Origin of the sequence: Sphingomonas sp. NFX23 (genome assembly GCF_049887795.1) — a bacterium.
Taxonomy (GTDB): domain Bacteria; phylum Pseudomonadota; class Alphaproteobacteria; order Sphingomonadales; family Sphingomonadaceae; genus Sphingomonas.
In genome coordinates this window covers 190,229-212,442 of sequence record NZ_JAGEKH010000008.1, presented here as the reverse complement: position 1 = coordinate 212,442, position 22,214 = coordinate 190,229, and the positions used below count along the sequence as shown (strand labels likewise).

Genomic DNA, 22,214 nt, shown 5'->3' with positions numbered 1-22,214 from the left:
GCGTGGTCGATCCACTGCCCCGGCCGCTCCCCGTCACACATCCCAAGCGACGCTAGCGCGTTCGTGACGGTTTCGATCGCGGACAAAATCCTCCAGTGAGCGACAACACAGACATTAAGCCCGACCACAGTCTTATGGAGGACGTCTACGGGATTGCGATCGGTTGCACCCTCCTGGTCGTCGGCTTGATCTTCCTGAAGATTGCCGGGCTGGTCACTGGCGGAATGGCCGGGCTCGCGCTGCTGCTATCCTATGTAGTACCGCTTCCGGTGGGCGTTCTGTTCACGCTGGGCAACATACCCTTTATTGCCTTGGCATTCAAAGTGCTTGGATGGCGATCGGGCGTTAAAACGGTCGCGGTGAATCTAAGCGTGACGCTGTTTTCGCTGGTGGCTCAGCACTCGTTCCAAGCCAGCTCCGTCAACACCGCCTTTGCGTCCATAATCGGCGGAACAGTCGTCGGGATGGGTGTACTATGCTTGGCGCGGCATCACGCGGCCGTCGGAGGCACCGGCATCGTCTCGCTATGGTTATTTCGATCCCGCGGATGGAACATGGGAATCGTTCAGGTCATCCTGGACGGGTTAGTAGTCGCGAGTGCGATCTCCCTCCTGCCTTTCCGTCTATGGCTCTGGTCAATCGTTAGCTGCATCGCGGTCAGCCTCATTCTGTTCGCTTGGCATCGGCCGGGACGCTACTTTACCTGCTGATTGCGGCCGGCTCGAGGGGGCGATCGCTGACAAGGTCCCGGATGTCCTTTGCCAGTGATTTCCGGGCCGCCTCCCCCAAATAGGACATATGCCCGGATGGATAGTAGCGGTAGAGCAGACGGCTCTTGGCGATGCCGGCGTGCGCGGTCGTATACTCGGCTTGGCCAAGCGTCGTGACGAGGTCGTAAAAACCGTTGCCGATCATCACCCTAAGTGAGGGGTTGCGACGCATGGCGACGGCGAGTTCGGTGGCATAATTATGCTGCTGTGGGATCCCGGGACCGCGACCATAATCCCAGCGCCCGTTAACGTCCCTGAACGAGATGGCCCGATAGTCGTCCTTGATATCGACACCCAGCGAATTGCGCAGGTAGGCGTCCATTGCTCCGACGAAGCCGGGAACATAGCTGCCCATGGCCGGATCGTCCGCAACGGGATCACCGCCGCTCGCATGATTGTCGAAGACGAAGCGGGCATCGTACATGCCGAGCTGCTTGCCCTGGTCTGATAGCAGCAGCTTGGCGTAGTCCGCAGTAGTAATGCGCAGATCGTGGGCCAGCACGATTTTGGGGTCTAGGCCGATCAGCGTGCCGAGGCGCTTAGCGACATCCTCCTTAGTGCGGTTATCGGCGTCGGCCCCATGGAAGAGCGTCGCGAGATAGTCGCTTCGCGCGAACTGCCGTCCCGCCAGCACCGCGCTTTCCGCAGTGCAATTCGCAGGGCCCTTCCCGTGAAAGCACGCGGTCGCCGCCAGCGTCGGCAACGCAGTCGCGAACGCGGTATCGGAGCCGGCGCCCATCTCCAGATCAAACGTCGGCCCGAGCAAGATAAGCCCGTTGAGAGTGATGCCGTCCATCGTGCCGGTTGCGGTCGGACCGCCTGCAAGCAGCTTTGCAACGACCGCCGCACGAATCGTCCCGTAACTTTCGGACAGCAAATATTTGGGCGCATTCATCCGGCCCCGATCGCGCAACCATTGTTCGATGATCTTGACCGTCGCCTGCGCATCGGCGTCGACGCCCAGAAACTGGTCGGGCTTGGCCGCTGGCAGCATGCGGCTGTAGCCGGTTCCGACCGGATCGATCAGGACAATGTCGGCGACGTCGAGGGGCGTAGCCTCATTGGCGACCGTCCGGAACGGTGCGACCGTCGTCGGTGTCAGGCTATCGGTGCTTGCGACGCGGACGGGACCGAGCAACCCCAGATGCAGCCATAGGGACGCCGACCCCGGCCCTCCGTTGAACGCGAAGATGACGGGTCGCTCTGACGATCGGGGAAGGTCGCGCCGTTCGTAGCTGAACGTGTAGACACTGGCGGTGCGATTGCCGGCAGCGTCGGTGAGGACATGCTCTTCAACGCTCGCACGATACCGGATGGCCTTGCCCGCGATCTTAGCCATGTGGTCGCTAACGAAGCGCCTCGGGGAGGCGTCCAATGCCGTCTCGGGCGCGGCGCTAGCTGCGGTCGGAGCGCCGCTTAGAAGCACCGTTCCGAGGACGAACGAGCAGGCGGTAGCGAGGATGCGTCTGCGGATTTTGCTCGTCATGGTCTAGTCGCCCAGGGTGTGGGGATCGCCGCCGAACAGATTGTGCGGCGGATTGGCTGTCGAGTTCGTGAACGCCGCAGACGGCAACGATACCGTCGGCGGTTTGTCGAAGGGGCGTACGCTGAGCGCGCAGTAGATTTCGGACGGGAAGAAAACCGCACCGCCCTTCATGACCAGGATCGGATGCTTGATCCGCGAGACGTCCTTCGTCGGATCACCAGCAACGAGAACGAGATCGGCCAGCTTGCCGCGTTCGACCGTCCCGGTTTCGTGATCCGCCCTTAGATAGCGCGCGGCATCAAGGGTCGCCGCTCGCAATGCTGCTGCCGCCCCCATGCCGGATGCCGCGTACAGTTCGACCTCGCGCGGGAGCATAAAGCCATAGGGATCGTCCGTACCCGGCAGGAGCTGGATGCCGTCGCGATGCAGCAGATCGACGACCTCAAGCAGCTTGCCGAAGCTGTTCCGATAGGCAGCGTCTGCCGCAGCGTCAGGGATCGGTACGTATGTGCGTTGGAGATAGCGATGATAGCTGATGGGGAGATGATCGATGAAGTCGCGGTCCCAGTCCGCCGACTGCCCCGCCCGGCTTAGCATGAGGCGCTCGAGGATCGTCACGGTAGTGTCCAGGGACACGTGGTGCTGCTGCATCAGGCTGATCGTGTGCTGCACCGGCGGTGACCGCAGATCAAGGCTCGCCGCGCGCGCCATCGCCGTGATGCGCAACGCCGAGCGTGTATCCTCGCCGGGTCTCAGCAGCCATTGTAGCATCAGTTGGTTTGTATGGGCGATCGTGTCGTATCCGTCGTTGATCACCCTATCTGGACTATCGAACGCGGGAACGTGACCCGTCACTCCCAAACCGAGACGATGGGCCTCCGCAGCAAGCGGCTTTATCAAATCGGGCTTCATCGAATTGTAGAACTTAATTTCGAAATAGCCGCGGTCGGCGTACCAGCGAACAGCCTTCAGCCCCTCGTCGAGAGAATCGACGATTATCCCCATCCGCGCGGAGAACGGACTCCGGCCCTCGATAAAACCATTGGGCGTGATCCGGGGACCTGCGATTTCACCGCTCTCGGTGCGGGGCAGGAGGTCGAGGAGGAAACTGTTGTCGTTCCCCATTTCGCGCGTTGACGTCACACCCACCGCCAGCGAGAACAGGCCGGACGATGGAGTCGCATGATAATGCATATCGTGCAGACCGGGGTAGATGGCACCCCCCGCGCCATCGATCACAACTTCGTCGGCGGGTGCCGGCAGCGTGTCATCGGCCAGGATAGCCGTGATGCGGCCACGTGCGGTCACGACCGTCGATAGCGGCCCTAGCTGTCCCGAGATCGGATCGAAGATGTGCACGTGCCGGAGGCGGACGGGTTGATCGTAGCGGTGCGTGACCTGGGCACTGATCGCCTTCACCCGCTCCAGTTCTAGCACGCTTCCCAGACGGGTGAGATCGTGTGCCGCGGCTTCGCTGCCGACCCTGACCGTGACGCCTTTCTCGCCTAGGATCGCGAACGGTCGCTTTGCCCGATCGAGCAGGACGTAACTAGGCTCCATCGCGACGCCGTCGAGGCGGACAACCGTCGCGTTGATGATCGTATTTGCAGATCGGATCGGACGATCGCCGATCGGCGTCGCGGTCAATCGGCCGCCGGGAAGCGTCGCCAGGGTGTGGCCGGGCGCGGCCAGCGCAGCCTGCGCATAGACGACTTGTGCCCATGGGCTGTCGTCGTTCAGAACGTAAAGCGACGGCGCGGTTTCGGGCTTTTCACCGTGATCCGCCTGGCTCGTCCAGACCGATCGGCCGGAGGACCAGTCGAACCGCTCGGCAACCGCGCCCCCAAGCAGCGATGTGCCGTCAACCGTCCAATGCACCGGAACAGAACGGGGACCGATCGTGATCTCTTCCCGATGCTTGGGGCCGCGGCCGTTGTCGTCGATTCTGAACTCGACGGCGACACGCTTCCCGTCCGTAACGGCCGACACTGATCCTATGGATTCGCCGTTTGCTATGATCGTAAAGCGCTCGGTCGTCGCGGCGTGGGCCGCTGGCGCTACAGAGGCCACCAGTAGCGCAGAGCCTAACAGGGCAGGTCGCCGGACCATCAGGGTTCTCCCAAGCTGCTCGACGTGATCGTCTGGCCCGTCACCAGCGCATGGATGTCGGCCCCAATTGCGGCGGCTGCCGCGGGATCGCTATAGGCCATGTGACCGGCGGGATATATCCGCAACGACGTGCGCTCCGTTGGCCATCCCGACTGACGACGCAGATAGTCCGCGGCGCCGATCGTGGTCTGGGTGTCGAATATCCCATTTCCAATCAACACACGGAACCGGGGATTACGTGCAAACTGGTCGCTGATGGCCTTCGCATAAGGCCAGTCGGAGAAGGGCGAGGTCGCCCCCCACTTCCAATCCTCCAGACTCTTCACCCCAGCCAACGGGACGTAGGCCGCCGAATCCGCCACTCCGAACTGATCCTTCAAATAACGCGTCCATTGCGCCTGGAAACCATCGACGATGACATCGGACGGGTCGGGCCTACCACCTTGGTCGGTCACGGGGGCGACGTAGCGCGCGTCGTTTCGTCCCAGCAAAAGACCCTTGTCGCGTAGCAGCTCGAGGCGGAACTGTTCCTTAGTGATGCGCAGATCATGGGCGAGGTAATAGGCGGACGGCAGGCCGGTCAGCGCCTGGAGCCGGTCTGCGACGGCCCGGCGCTCGGCCACGGGAAGATCCTTGCCGCGGAAGAGTGCCGGCAGATAGGTCTGCTCGGCGTAAAGCTCGGCTTCCCCGATCGCCGCAGCCAGAGAACGACCGCGGCGTTCGATCCGGCCGTGATACCAGGCGATCGCCGTGAGCGTCGGCAACGAGGCGGCGTAGCTGATGATATTGCCGGGGCGCTGCGAATATTCGACGATGTTCACTGCCTGGCCGAGGAGCATTGCCCCGTCGACCGCAACCGGTTGTTCGCCCTTCGCCAATTGGTCGATCAGAGCGGGTATTCGGACGGTGCCATAGCTTTCGCCGACCAGATAGACGGGCGACGTCAGCCGATCGTGGGACGCAAGCCAAACCCGGATGAATGCGGCGAACTCACCGGCGTCGCTCTCGACGGACTTGAAGGCGGTGTCCGGCGTACCCGCTTCCCGTTGGCTGAAGCCGGTATCGGCCGGATCGACAAAGACGAGATCGGCGGCATCAAGTGGGGAAAGTGGGTTATCGACGAGGCGATAGGCGGCGGCTCCCTTGGTGAGATCGGCGGGCACCGCGACCCGCTTGGGGCCAAAGACCCCCAAGTGGACCCAGATCGAGGAGGCAATCGGGCCGCCGTTGAACAGAAATATAACTGGCCGGTCGGCAGGCAGCGCCGTTGCGTCGCGCAAATAGGCGAAGCTCACGATCCGCGCGCCGCCGGCCGGAGTTTTGATCGACAGCGGGGTATTGTCGACCCGGTAGGCGACTCGCTGCCCGTTAAACACACCGCTGCGTACGGGCGCGGCAGTGGCTTTACTTTGCACAGGTGGGAGCAGGACAGCTGTCGTACCGAGTGCCGTGCCGAAAAGCACGAGCGACTTGAGCATTGAAGCCATTGGCCCTCCCTCCATTACTTGTGATCGCTGCTGTTGGCAGGCGACGGCAGATGCTGGACGAGCGCGTCCATCAGCACAGGGATCGTGGCGGCCGTAAGGCCCGCCAGGTTCACGCGACCATCATCGACGATGTAGATAGCATTGTCCCGTCGCAGCGCGCGAGCTGCCTTCGTTGAAACGGGAAGCATCGCGAACATGCCCGTCTGATGGTGCAGGCCTGCAAGCGACGGGTGAGCATTGGCAAGCTGGGTGCGGATGTCGAAGATGCGGCGGCGCATCGCCTCCAGCTCATGGCGCCAAGTTTGAGTGAGATCGGGCGAAGAAAGGATGATCCTGACCACCGCCGCCCCATGATCCGGGGGCATCGACCAAGAAGCACGGGCCGGATTGCGCATGCCGGTGCGCACGCGGGGAAGCAGCGCTTCGTCGCCGACGCGGACCCACAGGGCACCAGTTCGTTCACGATAGAGACCAAAGTTCTTGTCGCAACTATAGGTGACGATCACCGCCTCGGCTTTATCTGCGAGGCGGCGCAGGCCTTCGGCATCCTCGTCGAAGCCGCGCCCCAGGCCCTGATACGCGAGGTCGACGATCGGAAGCAGGCGGCGCCGGGTTATGACATCAGCCAGCGCATCCCATTGCGGCAGGGTGAAGTCGACGCCTGCCGGGTTGTGGCAGCAGCCATGCAGTAGCACCGCATCGCCGACCGCCGCGGTCTCAAGCGCTGCGAACATGCCTACGAAATCCAGAACGCCCGTGGCAGGCTGATAGAAGGGGTGCCACTGCACGCGAACACCGGCGGCGAGAAATATGGGCTGGTGGTTAGCCCAGGTCGGATCCCCCATCCAGACCACTACGTCATTGCCGCTCGCGGCCAGCAGGTCTGCGGCAAGCCGCAACGCCCCTGTGCCCCCAGGGGTCTGCATCCCTATGAGGCGGGGATCGGCAGCGCCGGTGGCTCCGAAAATGAGGGGGGCCAACATCGACACAAAGGCAGTGTCGCCATCGACGCCGAGATAGGCCTTGGTCTCCTGCTGACCGAGCAGCAGCCGCTCGGCCTCCTTGACCGCGGCCATAACAGGCGTCTGACCATAATCGTCGCGATAGACCCCAATGCCGAGATCGAGTTTGTCGGGCCGCGGATCGGCGCGGCATTCGAGCATTAGTGCCAGCAGGCCGTCGGTGGGCTGCTCCTGCAAACGCGAGAGTAGTGGAACATTATCAGACATGAGCGGTGAGACCAACCTCCTGTAATATGGATATCGAGTTGTGAGTAGAAAAACTTACTGCATTCCTGCGATCTTCAGCATAAAATTACCTCGCTCCTCGCGACGCGTGAAGGGATCGAATAGTTATGCTGATGAGCGTTCGAGGCAGGATGAGCAGTTCAACATTGCGGACGTTGCGGGGCGACGCGGCGATCCACTGCACAACGTGGCGTGGCTTGATATGCGCTCGGCGTGCAGATCGGCGCGCCGGTAAGGGCTGCAAGGTCGCGACGTTCGACGTCGATGCGGTCGGCGCAACAAGGGGGCCGACCGCATTCAACGCCTGCACCTATTACGAGGTGACGCCTGCGTATTTCGTGATCGACGCCAATGTTGATACTCGACTACATAGTGGCGCGCGGACTCACTTACGCAACGCGCTGAATGCAGTCGGTGGGAACCGGCTGACCTCGAGTATATTCGGCCATAGGGAACTCCACACCAGCGCGCCACGCACGGCGGTTATGCCTCTTGATGGTGATTTCTAAGCGGCATGGCTTTCCAGTGATGAGGGGATCACGCACAACCGCGTACTACATGAGATGTTCGCAAACGGTGGGTAATGACATGACGAAGGCGATTCAGGCGCTGCTGACCGGGTGTGCGATAATGGCGAGCGTCGGGGTGGCCTCGGCCGATCCGGCGAGCGACCGCGCAACGATCGATACGCAGATCGAGAAAACCTATCCGGCGCTCGACGCGCTATACCGCGACATCCACACGCATCCTGAGATCGGGATGCAGGAGGTGCGTACCGCCGCACTGTTGGCCGGCAAAATGAAGGCGCTAGGCTTTACCGTGACCGATAAGGTCGGCGGGACGGGCGTCGTCGCTATCTACAGGAACGGCGCAGGACCGACCGTCATGGTGCGTACCGAACTCGATGGGCTCCCGATGGAGGAGAAGACAGGGCTGCCTTATGCCAGCCGCGCGCAGACCGAGTTCGAGGGCAAGACGACGTTCGTCGCGCAGAGCTGCGGCCATGACGTACATATGGCGGCCTGGATCGGGACGGCGCAAACTCTGCTTGCGATGAAAGGCCAGTGGAAGGGGACGCTGATGTTCATTGCGCAGCCCGCCGAGGAGCAGTTGAAGGGTGCGAAGGCGATGCTCGACGCCGGGCTGTTCACGCGCTTCATCAAGCCCGATTACGGATTTGCTGCGCATGTCGGATCGGGCGAGGCGGGCACCGTGGTGGTCAAGGACGGTGTTACCAGTTCCAACTCCGACAGCGTGCAGGTGACGTTCAAAGGACGCGGCGGGCATGGTTCGATGCCGAGCGCGACGATCGACCCGATCGTGATGGGAGCGCATTTCGTGACCGACGTGCAGGCGGTCATCAGCCGCCAGAAGGACGCGAACGCGTTCGGCGTCGTCACGGTCGGCGCGTTCCAGGCGGGAACGGTCGCCAACATCATTCCTGACACTGCAGTGCTGAAGCTCAGCTTGCGATCATTCGACAAGGACGTGCGGCAGATGCTGCTTGAAGGCGTGAAGCGCACCGCGAATGCCTCGGCGGCGATGTCGAACGCGCCCGCGCCTGAGGTGACATGGCTGAACGGCACTGCGGCGGTTATGAATGACCATGCGCTCGCGGAGCGCGCCGCGGCGGAACTGAAGGCGGCGGACGGCGACCGCGTAAGCTATCTGCCTGCGAGCGCGCCGGGCTGGTCGGCGAGTGAGGATTGGTCAGCGTTCGTCGATGCGGGCGTGCCCTCGGTTTATTTCACGATCGGCGGCTATGATGCAGCGACGCTCGCCGCCTATAAGGCAAAGGGCGAAGCGGTGCCGAGCAATCATTCGCCCTTCTTCGCGCCCGACCATAACAAGGCGATCCGCACGGGTATTCGTACGCTGACGCTCGCCGTGCTGATGGTGGCCGAGCCAAAGTGATGCCGGCCGAATAGGCGTGCCGGCTCAAGGTCGCGGGCTTCTGCGCCGCATGGCGGAGCTGACTGCACGCGCCACGGGGGAGGTGCTCGATCTGGCAGAGTTCGTGCGCACATTTTGAGGCGATTCCGAAATAGAATTATCTACAAACAGTCGGCATCAGTCTATGCGGGCGGGCGCGCATAAAATATGCGCTGCGCCCGCTAGCTTTCAGAAAAGAAAATAGGATCCGCTCTCCGCCTTCGGTAACATCGTCGGACAACGGAAAGGGGCGTGACCATTCCAGCACCAGAAGCCTTACGGCGAAACGTCGGCCTCCTCGGGGTGGTAATGTTCGGCGCGGGAACCGCCATCGGCGTCTCCATCTTTTCGGTGCTGCAACCTGCTGCCGAGATCGCCGGCTCGGGCCTGCTGATTGCCATCGCGATTAGCATGGCACCGATGTTGTTGTTTGCGACCGTCTACGCCTGGCTCGCCTCGATCGCACCGACGTCGGGCGCCTCCTACGAGTGGCCACGACGGTTCCTGAGCCCGGTGGTCGGCTTTGCGATCGCCTGGCTGCGCATTATCAGCAATGTCGGGGCAATCGTCATTCTTGCGCGGGTCCTCACCAACTATTTGAGCATGGTCTTCCCGATCGCGCCGACGCCGGTCATCGTCGGCATCCTCACGCTTGTCTTCGCCCTGAACCTGATTGGTGTAGCCGTTGCCGCCCGGCTGCAGGTCATACTGATGCTCGCGCTGATCGCCGTCCTCGCGCTCTTCGTCGTGTCCGGGGTGCCGCTGGTGAGCGAGGCGCGCATCGGACCGCTGGTCACGGACGGCTTCGGCCCGATCATCGCGGCCGTGCCGCTTCTGATAAGCCTCTTCTTAGGGATAGAGTCAGCCGTCGAGATCGGCGACGAGGTGCGCTCCCCAGAGCGGACGATTCCACTCGGGATCGCCTTGGCCATACTTCTGACGGCGCTGGTCTACAGTGCTGTGGCGGCGACCGCCCTAGGGCTGATCGGCCCGCAGGCGCTCGCGATCAGCAAGGCTCCGTTGCTTGACGCGGCGATCCGACCGCTCGGGCGGTTGGCGCTTCCCATCATCGTCGGTGCGGCGACGGTCTCAATCGTCAAAGCGATCAACGCCACCGCCCTAATCTTCTCCCGTAGCATTTACGCGATGGCAGCGAAGCACGCTCTACCACCCGCCCTCGCGGCCATTCACCCCCGCTTTGGGACGCCATACCGCGCGGTGATCGCATGCTATTTAGCGGCGCTTGCGGGCCTGCTAATGCCACCGAGTCTGATTTTCCTTCTGCTTGCCATCAACATCCCGACGATGTTGAAATACATAGCATGTTCGCTCTGTGCGGCGCGGGTAGCGGCGAACGATCCAGACCTGGCCAGTTCATCCCGTCTTCGGATCGGCCGGCGGACGATCACGCTAGTCAGCTGGTCGGCAGTCGTCGCTGGCATCGTCATCATCCTCGCCGGTATCGAGTCCGATTGGCGTCCTTATTGCCTGGTGGTTGGCTGGCTGGCGGTCGGCATGGTGTTCTACAGTTTGTATTCACGGCAGCATATCGTTGTAACGCCAAGTGGACCGCGCAATGCCCTGTGAGCCGGCAGCGCCCTATGAGGATGTCACCTTCAAGCAGCTCTTAGCATAACCACCCGATCGGAATCATTTCGATAGGCCGTCGTTAGCTTTTTCGAAGCGGTAGCGCGGTCGTATATTTCATCTCACTAAGAGCGACAATGGACTGCACGTCGATCACGCCGGGTAGTCGCAGTAGCATCTTGAATATGAACTTCTGATACCATTCCATTGATGATACGATGACCTTAATGAGGATGTCGCGCTCGCCAAATATCGAATAACACTCCGTTATCTCCGGCAATAACTCGATTTTTCGCGAAAACTCGACCCGTTGTTCCTCGGACAATGTTTTCATTTTTAGTGTAGCGAAAATAAATTGATCGCTTCCGAATTTACTCCGATCCAAAATCGCGACTTGTCGTGCGATATAACCCTCGTCCCGAAGTCGTTGCAGACGCCTCCAGCACGGTGATTGGGATAGGCCAACGCGATCTGCAAGATCGTTGGTCGACAGAGAACAATCCTGCTGAACTTGCTCAAGAATGCGGATATCAATGCTGGAAAGTTCGTCTGGCATGGCACAAGCGTGACACGCTTGAACCGAACCAACAACATAAAATATGCACACTGATGAATCATTCGTTTCGAGCGCAGCGTGCGTTAAGGGCCGTGCTAGGAAACGCGCGCTACGCCGTCACGATCTTACCATCAACGACCGCGACGGCCCATGACGTCAATGTCTTACCATTGCACGGCCTGCCGCATAGGTCGTTTTCAACCTTAAACAGTCAAGCATTCCGGGGCAAGCAACGTCTATCAGGCAACGATATGTTCGTGTTGAACAGCCACGCTCCCGACTAGAACCAGTCCGCGCATTCTCTCTACGAGAACGTCGAACGCGTTGATACCGTCACTGTTGATGTCGGCAGTCACGGTACACTCATCTTCTGTGAAGCGGGCCTCAACAGAACGCATTTCGATATCCCGTTGGTGCAAGATGTTGATGATACGCAGTAGGAGCTCCGGTGTTGCGGCGCCGCGCACGGTCAGGCGCGTCACGGGTCTATGCCGCAGCGGACTGCGGTGAGACCATCCGGGGAGCATCAGTGATGATTTTCATCGCCATTGCATCCGCTGCGCGATGCGAGCCGATGCCTTGGGCTTCGGCCAGCGTGAGAACTTGGCTCAGCCGGGTAGGGATAGCATCGACTTTCTGGGACACATCGTCGAGCCTCCAATTTAAATACTCCGCAGCGACGTTGATGATACCACCAGCGTTCACGAGATAGTCCGGTGCATAGAGGACGCCGAGGTCCGCGAGCCTGTCCCCCACCTCCGCTGTGGCGAGCTGATTGTTCGCCGCACCGCACACGACCCGCGCCTTCATGCGGGGTAACATGTCCAAAGTCAGAACGCCGCCCAGAGCGCACGGTGCGAAGACGTCGACCGGTGCCGAGAGGATAGCGTCGGACGACAAAACTTGGGCAGAGTAGAGCACCGAAGCGCGCGCTGCCACCTCGGAGCGGGGCTCGGAGATGACGAGGCGCGCGCCTGCGCCATGAAGTAGCCGGCACAACTCCATACCAACGTTGCCAGTACCCTGTACGGCAACCGAGACCTCACTCAGGTCTCGGCCCAGCTGTCTGCGGACAGCCACGCGCATCGCCTGGAACACGCCATAAGCGGTCCAGGGTGATGGGTCGCCCCCTGGGACGTTCGGACGTTGGGGAAGCCCTGCAACATGCGATGTCCGCTCGGAGACACAGGCCATGTCGTTCAAACCGGTCCCGACATCCTCTGCCGTTACGTAGCTGCCACCTAGATCGGCGACCGCCCGTCCAAAGGCGGAGAACAAGGCTCGTCGATCGAAGCCCTTCTCTGGTCGCATGATGACGGCTTTGCCGCCACCTAGTGGGAGGCCGGCAAGCGCATTCTTGAGGCTCATCCCGGTTGCCAGTCGCACGGCGTCATAGCTCGCCTCTGCGTGCGTCGCATAGTGCCAAAAGCGGCAACCCCCGGCGGCAGGGCCGAGCGCGGTGGAGTGGATGACGATAAAACCTTGCAAGCCGCTCTGGGGATCGTCGAGCCGAACGGAATGCTCGGGCGGAAGGAAATTGGTCATCGTCTGCACTCCTTGAAGATGCGCAAATCTACCGCCATCACGCAGAATTTGCTGACCTATTTCGTTGCCTTTCTAACACCGATCGACCATTACGTACCGCTATAACTGCGCTTCCTGGAGAGATTGACCTCGATGCTTGATGAAGGCGATAGAAAAATCCTTCGTGTGATCCAGGAGGACGCGAGCTTGCCTACCGCTGCCATAGCTGAGGCGGTCGGGATGTCGGTGTCACCATGCTGGCGTCGCTTGGATCGCTTGGCAAAGGAAGGCATAATCCGAAAACGGGTTGCACTTGTTGATCGACGTAGCGTTGGCCTCAATGCTCAGGTATTCGCGCAGGTTAAGCTCAATGCTCACGGCCGCGCGAATCTTGACGAATTCGCTGAAGCTATACGTCGCTTTCCCGAGGTACTGGAATGTTACGTACTTATGGGCTCGGTCGATTTTATGTTAAGAATAGTCACTGCAAATATTGAGGACTACGAGAGATTCTTTTTCGATAGCCTGTCTAAGCTCACGGGCGTGCAGGAGATTACATCGACCGTCGCATTATCGGAGATAAAATCTACAACCGCGCTTCCGGTATGAGGATGCGTCCGGTTACCGAAACGATAGCAACATGCGCGATCGTTAGGTCTTGTTCTATGGGACGTTGCAAGAATACGGCATCCCCCCTTACGCCTGGTGCTCCGAGCGCTATGCTGCCTAGCAGGGTCATGTCGATGAGCACCAAGCCTGCCTCGCTCATCTCGCGCGCGGCCTGCGCCACCGCCACGCCCCTCGGCCAAGCATCGCTCGACCGTCGTTTCGAACAGCCGGCGCAGCAGGTCGCTGTCGCGGAAGCGGCCATGGCGGTTCTTCGAGAAGGTAGGATGGTCGGGCACGTCGCCCTCCAGCTCGAGCCGGCAGAACCAGCGATAGGCCAGGTTCAGATGCACCTCGTCGCACAACCGACGCTCGGAACGGATCCCCATGCAGTAGCCGATGATGAGCATGCGAATTATCAGCTTGGGGTCGATCGATGGTCGTCCCATCTCGCTGTAGAATGGCTTGAGATGTTCGCGGATGCCTGACAGGTCCACGAACCGGTCGATCGAACGCAGCATGTGGTCCGCAGGAACATGACGCTCCAGACTGAAGCTGTAGAACAGCGCTTCCTGCGCTACCGTCCGCTCGCCCATCATCGGCCCGTCTCCGCTCACCTTGCGAAGATTGAATCAGACCACCGACCCCACTGCAAGGCCGACTTTTTCAACACAATCGGGCAGTTGCTGCCGTGGCCGTCAAACGCTGGTATGCCGGTCAGCGTCAGAGTGTCCGGCAGCGCCCGGTTTTGACGGGTTGCCGGACAAGATCGGCGCGCAACGAGTTTACGGACACGTTCTGTTCGCTCCTAGCGTACGCAAAACTCACTTTCGTGTCGTGACCCCTATTACTTCAAGGTCGGCGCGACGCTGACGATTCCGGTGCTGTTGGTGACACTCACCGCGCTCGCCATAAGGCTCAGTCTGTAATGCCGCTTCGCACGCTCTCCGATCCCAATCACCTGCCCGCGCTCGATCGCCGCTATGCGCTCGACCGTCCCGCCCTCGGGCTGGGCGCTGGTGATCCGCCTCCGCGCATCCTGCTGCTCTACGGCTCCCTGCGGGAACGGTCGTTTTCCCGGCTTTGCGTTGAGGAAGCAGCCCGCCTGCTGCAATTCTTCGGCTGCGAGACGCGGATCTTCGATCCTTCGACCCTGCCGCTACCCGACCAGGTGACGGGGGACGATCACCCGGCCGTCCACGAACTGCGCGAACTGTCGATGTGGTCGGAAGGACATGTGTGGTGCAGCCCCGAGCGGCACGGCCAAATTACCGGCATCATGAAGCTGCAAGTCGATCACCTGCCCCTGTCGATGGGCGGAATGCGACCGACACAGGGGCGAACGCTCGCCGTCATGCAGGTGTCGGCCGGATCGCAGTCGTTCAACAGCGTAAACACGCTGCGCGTTCTAGGCCGTTGGATGCGAATGGTGACGATCCCCAACCAGTCGAGTGTCGCCAAGGCGTTCAACGAGTTTGACGACGCCGGCCGGATGAAGGCGTCCAGCTATTACGACCGGATCGTGGACGTGATGGAGGAACTGGTGCGCTTCACGATCCTGCTGCGACCACACAACGGGCAGCTTGTCGATCGCTATTCGGAACGCAAGGAGGCCGGAGTAGCGATCAACCCGACGACGGACTTGTCGAGCATCGCGGTTGCGCCCCACGTTCCAAAGTCCTGAATATCTGCTTTCCCAAAAAGGAACGTACTTCGCGATCTCATCAAGGAGCAATCCTGGACGTGCACAGATAACAGCCGGTCCTGATTCTGCTTTTCTCAAATTATGTTCTCATTATATATTCTCGTTGAACGCCGGTAATGTTGGCTACCTGAGAAGGGTCGAAACATGACAATCGACAACGCACTGCGCGCTTATGCCTCAGGACACAGCTCGGCCAAGGAGACAAAGGAACATACCGGACTGGATTATGCTCAAATCCTGGATGGTCTCGGCCGGCTGAACCTTCGCGTACCACCGCCCGCCTTTGACGGCCCCGACGGCGAAGCGCTGCGTGATAGCGCGGATCGCTTCACAGCGTTCCTGAAGCAGGTGCGCTGACACGGCGGTTTACGGCCTGATCGTCTTTCAATGCGTCGCCCCTCATGACGTGGCGAAAGCGGGCGTGGTCTACACATCGTGCCCTTTAGCGGCTATAATCACTGTCTGACGACCCTGGAGGCCCTAACGCCATGAACGTCTATCGGCAGATCAAAACACCCTCAATCACGACGGCCGAGCAAGCCCGCCGGCGGTACGCTATCGACTTTGCCCGCGGCAGCGTCAGGATGGAGGGGTTCGTACTCGATACTGATACCGAAGCCCTGTTCGCCGACTATGTAGCCGGCAAGCTCGATCGCGCTGCCCTCAACTCCGCTATCTTAGAATATTGTGGCGTTGCAGCCGCCTAAAAGCATCGAGACCATCGAAGCCGCCCTCGTCGCAAACCGCATCGCAGAGATAATCGAGCGGCCGATCGACGGGAATTACGACGCAGCGCATCTGCGCGAATTCCACAGGTTCATCTTCCAGGATCTACCCAAGTACGCGCCGGGTGAATATCGTCCTGACGCGCCATCGCACGGTAAGGAACGCCGGCTCGAATCCGAGCCGATCAATCCACATAGGGTAGAATATGCCCTACGTCCTGAAGTGGACGAACGGTTAGACACAGTGCTGCGAGGGCTACGCGGCGGGGACGCTCTGAGGGGGCTTTCCACCCCCGACTTCGTCAGCACGATCTCGAAGCTCTATGGCGATCTCGATCATCTCCACCCCTTCTCGGAAGGCAACAGCCGTACGCTTCGCAGCTTCACACGGCAGCTTGCCGAGGAAACCGGACATGAGCTGGACTGGAACATTACCAACGCGAATGCGGTGACGCGCGATGCGCTTTACAAAGCGCGTGATATCGAGGTTTTACGTCGGACATATCCGGCTATCGATGCCGTAAGCACGTCTCAGCAAGAGGGTGATAGGCTCATGCTCAAAGCTGCAGAGACTCTTCGGCGGTTTGCCAATGCGGATCGGCTCGATGAATTAATACGCCAATCAGCCGAACAACGCCTTGCTACAGTGGCCGGAACCCGAACAGTACCGATTGACGATGCGGAAGCGGAAATAGCTACGCTACTACCCGCAGCACGGCGACAAGCCGCTGCAACGGAGGAAACGACGCGCGTGGCTTCCCTACGCAACCGTTCCCTCGTGCCAGCACATTCGCAAGCCGTCGCGCGGAAGTCGATGTTGGATGGAGAACGTGCGCCAGACCGGCTGCTGGGTATCCTGCGCGACCAGGGGAAGGGCAGCGTCACATTCGAACGCGCGCCTGGAGAGGCGGCGCTCAACCGTGTGCTTGCCTACCAAGAGGGCATGGAAAGACAGTTGGCTAACCAGCTAAAGGATACACCGAATGGAACGACCCAAGAGGTTTCCTCAACGCCAATCCCAAACATCCAGCCCCATCCAGAACGTCTCGCGGTTCACAGCCGCGATGCTGGACGCAGCTCGACCTCTCGATCCGAACCAGCCATTGCGGAAGGACGCGGCATGCAAGGGCTACTGAGCTTAGGCCGAGGAAGCACCTTGGCCGGGTTAGCAGAAAAAGTACCGGCTGGCCGATCTATCCCCGACGGCGCGGAACAAGTCGTAGTAATGAACGGTAGCCGGCTTCACGAACGCCGGTACGAAGGTAGTTGGGAGGTCCAGAAGTCCGACCCGCAGGGCATGCTGCCAAAAGGTGTTTTTCGTCTCGATACTGCTGCGCCAGCTAAGAACGACGACGGGACGACTTACGGCGGATCGATCTTACACGTCAGCGGAAAGGGCGTGTATCAGATCCATGGCAATGGGGTTGCTCGGCACGAGATTTCCGCTTTCCCACAGGTCCCGAACGTTGGGGATAGCCCAAAGATTGTCTACGCTAACGGGCGTGCGACGATCGTCAGCCGCGATCCACAATCGCAAGGGCAGGGTCGCAGCCGCTAGATTACCGTTGCATCCTTAATTTCGTGAGGGCTGCGGGGACTGTCCCCAGATTAGCGATGGCGAAACGGGACGAAGGAAAGATACGTCTAGCGTCAATCTGGGTATACCCGGAATGACGCTTTCAAATTGGGCTGTACAATCAGGGTCGATTTCGCGACTGAACAGGTGTCATTTGCATACCCTGGCAGGACAGTCGGAGGGGCAGACGGGCGTCGTTCGAAGAGGGGCAGGGGAAGAGTGTCTTCCCTTGCTACCGTGGTTTGCGTCGAGCGGGTATCCCGATGTTCAGATTCCTCGAACTACCTCGGGGCGTAGCCACCGCGCCGCCTCTCCCAGTGATCTGTTAATCGTAATTCACGGGAAAGTTCGCTGAGCGCCGCATAGATACCAGCTTGGTCGAAATGCGTGCGTCGCTCGTCTAGCGAATGGATAGTAACTAACGTTACCATAGGTAGTCATGCGTACTGCAAGGCCGGGAAATTTGTTAATCTAGCCAATGCATTATGGCTGGATGATCGGTTCCTTGTCATCTGTGTTTGCGTGCATTCGTCACGCGCACGACGCCCGCCTTATGGTTGTAGCCGGCATTGTGTGCGCTATCGGTATCTATGCGTCGTTCGCGCTCGCCTATCATGCGGCGCGGCACGAGGGGCGGGTGCGGACCTATTGGGGCCTGGTCAGCGTCACCGCCAGCGGCTGTACCGCATGGGCTACGCATTTTATCGTACTACTGGCCTTCAAGCCCGGCATGCCAGCGGCATTCGACCCGGTATTGACATTCATATCGCTGTCGTGTGCGATCATCGGCATCGGAACGGGCGTATCTATTGCGATACGCGCGCGCGGAACTGTTAGACAGTTCATTGCCGGCTTGGTCGTCGGTATCGGCGTCGCAACGCTCCACTATGTCGGGCAAGCCGCCTATCTCGTCCAAGGTGGCGTCTCCTGGGACCTCGGCCTGGTACTACCCTCCATCGTTGCTAGCTTGCCGATCTCGGGGTTGGCTATGGTGGCAGCTGCCAGTCGCAACCGCCGTATCCGCGCTTGCGCCGCGCCGCTGCTGATCTTTTCGATCGCGCTCCTCCACTTCTGCGGCATGGCAGCCATGACGCTGCATTTCGATCCTGCTGCACGCTTCCCTGCCGATGCGGTGTCACCCCAGGCGATCACACCGGTGGTGGCTGGCGTATCGTTTGCGCTCATACTGCTGGCCGTTCTCGGATGGCGCTTCGATATCGCGGCCAAAGTGCGTCTTCGCCGCGATCGTCGCCGACTGCGCGAACTCGCCGACGTTGCCTTGGAAGGGTTGCTGATCTGCCAGGGCGATAGGATCGTGACCGCCAATACCAGTGTCGAGCGTCTTTCCGGGTATGAGCCAGGACTGTTGTCGGGCAGCTTCGTCAGCTCGCTTCTACCCGGACTGGATATAGCGAGCCTGCCCGAACGTGAGGAACGCGAAGTCCAACTCATCGACGCCACCGGGCATGCGGTGCCGGTCCGGGTATTGCGTCAAGAGGTTGCGCTGGGACATAAAATTCAAACAGTCATCGCCGTTCGCGATCAACGCGAGCGCCTCAGAACCGAGGCGCAGATCCGAACCCTGGCGTTTAGCGATGCCTTGACAGGGCTTCCCAACCGAACACGCTTTTTCGATCTCCTTGCAGTCCACGCAGCATCACGGCGCGAACGCGATCAGGTATTTGCCGTGCTCATGCTCGATCTCGACCGGTTCAAATCGATCAATGATACCCTGGGTCATGGCGCTGGCGATCTGATATTGGCGATGGTGGCTGACCGACTAAGTACGACACTGCGCGAGGGCGACGTGGTTGCACGTCTTGGTGGCGACGAATTCGCTATCCTGCAACTAGGCGCTGGTGACCTCGAGGCAGCAGCGACGCTCGCGACCCGCATCATCAGGGCGATTGAAGCGTCTCCGTTCATGCTCGATGGTCAGTTCCTCTATCTCGGGGCCAGCGTCGGCATCGCCATCGCGCCAAGTGACGGTGACGATCCAGCGGAACTCATGCGCAATGCGGATCTCGCATTGTATGCCGCCAAAGCGGACGGCAAGGGGGTCTGGCGCCGGTATGACGTGTCGCTTGACGATAAGGTTCAAGAGCGGCGGACGCTTGAAGCTGGCCTGCGATGCGCGTTAATCGAGGGGCAGCTCGAGCTCCACTACCAGCCCCTGATGGACACACGGACGGGCCAGATCACGTCCGCGGAGGCTTTGGTTCGCTGGAACCATCCCGAACGCGGCATGATTCCACCGGTCGAGTTTATCGGGCTGGCGGAGGAAACGGGCCTGATCTTACCGCTTGGCGATTGGGTATTGCGCACAGCCTGCCTCGAAGCGGCAACTTGGCCGAATGGCATCAGCGTTGCCGTCAATCTCTCACCGGTTCAGTTCCGCGAACGCTCGCTTGTGGCCAATGTCTCTGCTGCACTGGCGGCTGCCGGCCTGTCTCCCCAGAGACTCGAGCTTGAGATTACCGAAGGTGTTCTCCTCACCGACGAGGACCGGACGCTTGCAACATTGAACGAGCTCAAGGCATCGGGCGTGCGTATATCGATGGACGATTTCGGGACTGGCTATTCGTCGTTGAGTTACCTGCGAAAGTTTCCGTTCGACAAGATCAAGATCGATCAGTCATTTGTTCGTCAGATACCCCAGGATCCCGAAAGTGCCGCCATTGTGCGTGCCATCATTACGATGGGGACATGCCTGGGTATGTCCACCACCGTAGAGGGCGTCGAAACGTTGGAGCAATTCGATTTCTCGGTCGCGGAAGGATGTGCCACAATTCAAGGGTATCACATCAGCCGTCCGCTCGAACCGACTGCCCTTGCAACGATGCTGGCAGCCGAGGCGGGCAACATCGGCTTAGTTTCGGCTATGAATGAACAGGTACCAAGCGGGTTTGCGGATCGCGCAAAGGCGCTGGATCACCTCGTCTGACGAGCTGGATCGCACTCGGCAACACCGTGGGCGCTCCTACATCGGCCACAATGACAGAGGCCTTCGCGTTACGCTTTGCGGTATAAAGCAGTCCGTCGGCGCGTAGCAGCAGTGCATCGTAATCGAGGCGGTGACCTGGCGGGGCTATAACAGCGCCCATGCTGATCGTTGACAGCGCAGGCAGACTGATCAGTGCCTCACTGATGGTGCGATGGAAGTCGATCGCGAACTGCTCACCGCTACCTGCATCCGGGAGTGCTGCGATAAACGCGAACTCATCGCCCCCCATACGACCGACGAACCCATAGCTCTCGAGCCCGCGTACGGCAGCGCGCGAAGCTGTTCGTATCGTATCGTCGCCCACGGCATGGCCATGATGGTCATTGATGGACTTGAAATTGTCGAGATCCATAACACCGACCACTACCGGCATCGTCGTAGACGACAGCATCGTGACCATCGCGGCTTCGAAACTTGATCTGTTCAGCAAGCCTGTCATGCCATCGAGCCGTGCAGACGCACGTTCACGCTCGTAAGCGCGTCGTAAAGCCCACATCGTTGCCACAACGAACGCCAGCACTGCGCAGCGAAGACCTACCCGAAGCAACGTTATCGTGGTCGTAGTTGGGATACCCGTTTGAATGGTAGCGCGCGTATTCAACACGATAGCGATTACCGCTGAAAAGACCGCTGCACGACGACTTAACCGCCACGAGACCAGGCCCAGCAATAAAACATAGACCGGCCCCATGCCGATCGCGGGATAGATGATGTCAATGATTTGCAGAATGAGAGCTATCAGTAGGACGGAGGCTGTGACCGTTGTCGTCGACGCGGCTTCAAGGCGATCTGCCATCGTCATGCTCTTTAGTCCTGACATTTACGTACGGCTTTTTTTCGTATCCGACACGTAAACGCGGACTCGCCGCGTATGCCCCTGAATGGTTTACAGATTGATAATCAAGGACTTATTCGAAGCATCGGGCGTGTTGCTCATCGCCGTTACTGCCTCTGCGAGAGGCACCGTCCCGAAAGGGGGGCGCCTTGCCCTGGTGATGACCGTTCAACGAACGGTCGCGTAGCAAAATTCCTAGATTGCGGACGTTTCGAATGTCGTCATTTTCGCGACACTGGAATGTCGGCTCTGAGAAGGAAGAGGACCGGCTAGAGGATGTTTGGAATCGTACGCTAAGCTCGCCGAGCGTCCCGATTGGGATCGTAAAGCGAGCGTTCGTACGGTCTATTGAAAGTTGGCGCAGGTGATGCCGTTCGTTCGGCATCACCTGCGCCGCTTCCAACTAGATTTCTAAGCGGGCACTGAAAAGGCTTGATTCCAAGACAACGTTTGGCAATCAGCCTTCCACTGCGTCCACGTTCACGGCGGACTCGGCCAGTTCCGTCATCATCTCGTCGCCGCTGTACATGTCCTTGACCGCAGCATCGAGCTTGGCGACATCGTCATCAAGCTTCAACGCCTTCGCAAATGCGGCGACCGTGCCAAAGCCAGTAATGCCGTAGTGGGTCATACGCTGATACTGAGCGATGATCGCTGCGTCGAGTACGGGACCGGTCTTTGGCGCTTCCTCAACGGTATGCTTGAGCGCCTCGGCGACCAAGCCCTCCATACCCTTGCAATGCTCCTTCTTGAGCTTTTCGTCCTGGCCCTCGATCAGCGCCTTCAGAATGTCGGTGTGCTTGGCGATGCCGTCCTGCGACGATTGCAGCATATCCTTGAGCTTCTTGTTCGTCGCCTGACCGACGATCTTCTTTAACGCCTTGGCCATCTGATCGTTTGCCGACCAAAGATCCTTCAACTCGTCAACGTAAAGCTCCTGAAGCGTTTCGATCTCAGCCATGTTCGTCTCCTGCGGATATGTAACGACAGCTGAACGATCAGCTACGCTTAATCGGTCCGGTAAATTTCGCGGGAGAGCAAGAACGGTGCAGGGCAACGGCATCA

The 22,214-nt window shown here is 59.9% G+C and carries 19 protein-coding genes and 1 pseudogene; 10 read left to right on the top strand and 10 right to left on the bottom strand.

The window, feature by feature from the left end:
* Positions 1-95 precede the first annotated feature (95 nt).
* Entirely contained in the window at positions 96-710 is a 615-nt protein-coding gene (locus J4O76_RS20835; RefSeq protein WP_426283978.1) for a YitT family protein, read from the top strand.
* Here J4O76_RS20835 and J4O76_RS20830 read toward each other — a convergent pair.
* The 4 genes from J4O76_RS20830 to J4O76_RS20815 form a co-directional block, all read right to left on the bottom strand.
* The gene (locus J4O76_RS20830) at positions 700-2,109 is read right to left on the bottom strand and encodes a S10 family peptidase (protein WP_426283977.1); all 1,410 of its coding nucleotides are present in this window, start codon (positions 2,107-2,109) and stop codon (positions 700-702) included. The two genes, J4O76_RS20835 and J4O76_RS20830, sit on opposite strands and share 11 nt — an antisense overlap.
* A gap of 150 nt (positions 2,110-2,259) precedes the next feature.
* Positions 2,260-4,245: an amidohydrolase family protein gene (locus J4O76_RS20825; protein WP_426283976.1), complete on the bottom strand. Its 1,986-nt coding sequence runs from the start codon at positions 4,243-4,245 to the stop codon at positions 2,260-2,262.
* Positions 4,246-4,364: 119 nt separating this feature from the next.
* Entirely contained in the window at positions 4,365-5,852 is a 1,488-nt protein-coding gene (locus J4O76_RS20820; RefSeq protein WP_426283975.1) for a S10 family peptidase, read from the bottom strand.
* Between the two features lie 14 nt (positions 5,853-5,866).
* A complete protein-coding gene (locus J4O76_RS20815; protein ID WP_426283974.1) occupies positions 5,867-7,081 on the bottom strand; it encodes an aromatic amino acid transaminase in 1,215 nt (404 codons plus the stop codon).
* Between the two features lie 149 nt (positions 7,082-7,230).
* Between J4O76_RS20815 and J4O76_RS20810 the strand changes: the two genes are divergently transcribed.
* The 3 genes from J4O76_RS20810 (at position 7,231) to J4O76_RS20800 (ending at position 10,618) form a co-directional block, all read left to right on the top strand.
* Positions 7,231-7,608, top strand: coding sequence for a hypothetical protein (locus J4O76_RS20810; protein WP_426283973.1), 378 nt, complete (start codon positions 7,231-7,233; stop codon positions 7,606-7,608).
* Positions 7,609-7,687: 79 nt separating this feature from the next.
* Positions 7,688-9,013, top strand: a complete 1,326-nt coding sequence (locus J4O76_RS20805; RefSeq protein WP_426283972.1) for an amidohydrolase — start codon at positions 7,688-7,690, stop codon at positions 9,011-9,013.
* A gap of 270 nt (positions 9,014-9,283) precedes the next feature.
* Complete coding sequence (locus J4O76_RS20800; protein WP_426283971.1) at positions 9,284-10,618, top strand: APC family permease; 1,335 nt, start codon at positions 9,284-9,286, stop codon at positions 10,616-10,618.
* 82 nt (positions 10,619-10,700) lie between these two features.
* Here the strand turns inward: J4O76_RS20800 and J4O76_RS20795 are convergent, their stop codons facing one another.
* From J4O76_RS20795 to J4O76_RS20785, 3 genes are all read right to left on the bottom strand, one after another.
* On the bottom strand, positions 10,701-11,174 hold the full coding sequence (locus tag J4O76_RS20795; protein WP_426283970.1) for an Lrp/AsnC family transcriptional regulator: 474 nt from the start codon (positions 11,172-11,174) through the stop codon (positions 10,701-10,703).
* A gap of 239 nt (positions 11,175-11,413) precedes the next feature.
* Positions 11,414-11,656 carry a hypothetical protein gene (locus J4O76_RS20790; RefSeq protein ID WP_426283969.1) on the bottom strand — a complete coding sequence of 81 codons (243 nt, stop codon included), beginning with the start codon at positions 11,654-11,656 and terminating at the stop codon, positions 11,414-11,416.
* Positions 11,657-11,660: 4 nt separating this feature from the next.
* On the bottom strand, positions 11,661-12,719 hold the full coding sequence (locus J4O76_RS20785; RefSeq protein WP_426283968.1) for a Glu/Leu/Phe/Val family dehydrogenase: 1,059 nt from the start codon (positions 12,717-12,719) through the stop codon (positions 11,661-11,663).
* Between the two features lie 132 nt (positions 12,720-12,851).
* On the opposite strand from J4O76_RS20785, the gene J4O76_RS20780 reads away from it, so the two are divergent.
* Positions 12,852-13,307: an Lrp/AsnC family transcriptional regulator gene (locus J4O76_RS20780; protein WP_426283967.1), complete on the top strand. Its 456-nt coding sequence runs from the start codon at positions 12,852-12,854 to the stop codon at positions 13,305-13,307.
* Between the two features lie 158 nt (positions 13,308-13,465).
* Here the strand turns inward: J4O76_RS20780 and J4O76_RS20775 are convergent.
* Positions 13,466-13,903, bottom strand: a pseudogene (locus J4O76_RS20775) (transposase); the annotation flags it as partial.
* 329 nt (positions 13,904-14,232) lie between these two features.
* On the opposite strand from J4O76_RS20775, the gene arsH reads away from it, so the two are divergent.
* From arsH to J4O76_RS20750, 5 genes are all read left to right on the top strand, one after another.
* Positions 14,233-14,988 carry an arsenical resistance protein ArsH gene (arsH, locus tag J4O76_RS20770; protein ID WP_426283966.1) on the top strand — a complete coding sequence of 252 codons (756 nt, stop codon included), beginning with the start codon at positions 14,233-14,235 and terminating at the stop codon, positions 14,986-14,988.
* A gap of 165 nt (positions 14,989-15,153) precedes the next feature.
* Complete coding sequence (locus tag J4O76_RS20765; RefSeq protein ID WP_426283965.1) at positions 15,154-15,366, top strand: hypothetical protein; 213 nt, start codon at positions 15,154-15,156, stop codon at positions 15,364-15,366.
* A 131-nt stretch (positions 15,367-15,497) separates the two neighbouring features.
* The gene (locus J4O76_RS20760; protein ID WP_426283964.1) at positions 15,498-15,716 is read left to right on the top strand and encodes an antitoxin VbhA family protein; all 219 of its coding nucleotides are present in this window, start codon (positions 15,498-15,500) and stop codon (positions 15,714-15,716) included.
* Positions 15,697-17,292 (top strand): KfrB domain-containing protein, encoded by a 1,596-nt coding sequence (locus J4O76_RS20755; protein ID WP_426283963.1) that lies wholly within the window; start codon positions 15,697-15,699, stop codon positions 17,290-17,292. Before J4O76_RS20760 ends, J4O76_RS20755 begins: the two co-directional genes overlap by 20 nt.
* 511 nt (positions 17,293-17,803) lie before the next feature.
* Complete coding sequence (locus tag J4O76_RS20750) at positions 17,804-20,254, top strand: bifunctional diguanylate cyclase/phosphodiesterase (RefSeq protein ID WP_426283962.1); 2,451 nt, start codon at positions 17,804-17,806, stop codon at positions 20,252-20,254.
* On the opposite strand, the gene J4O76_RS20745 is transcribed toward J4O76_RS20750, so the two are convergent.
* Positions 20,190-21,116, bottom strand: coding sequence for a GGDEF domain-containing protein (locus J4O76_RS20745; protein ID WP_426283961.1), 927 nt, complete (start codon positions 21,114-21,116; stop codon positions 20,190-20,192). The genes J4O76_RS20750 and J4O76_RS20745 overlap by 65 nt on opposite strands.
* Positions 21,117-21,606: 490 nt before the next feature.
* Complete coding sequence (locus J4O76_RS20740) at positions 21,607-22,110, bottom strand: ferritin-like domain-containing protein (protein ID WP_426283960.1); 504 nt, start codon at positions 22,108-22,110, stop codon at positions 21,607-21,609.
* Between the last annotated feature and the right edge of the window lie 104 nt (positions 22,111-22,214).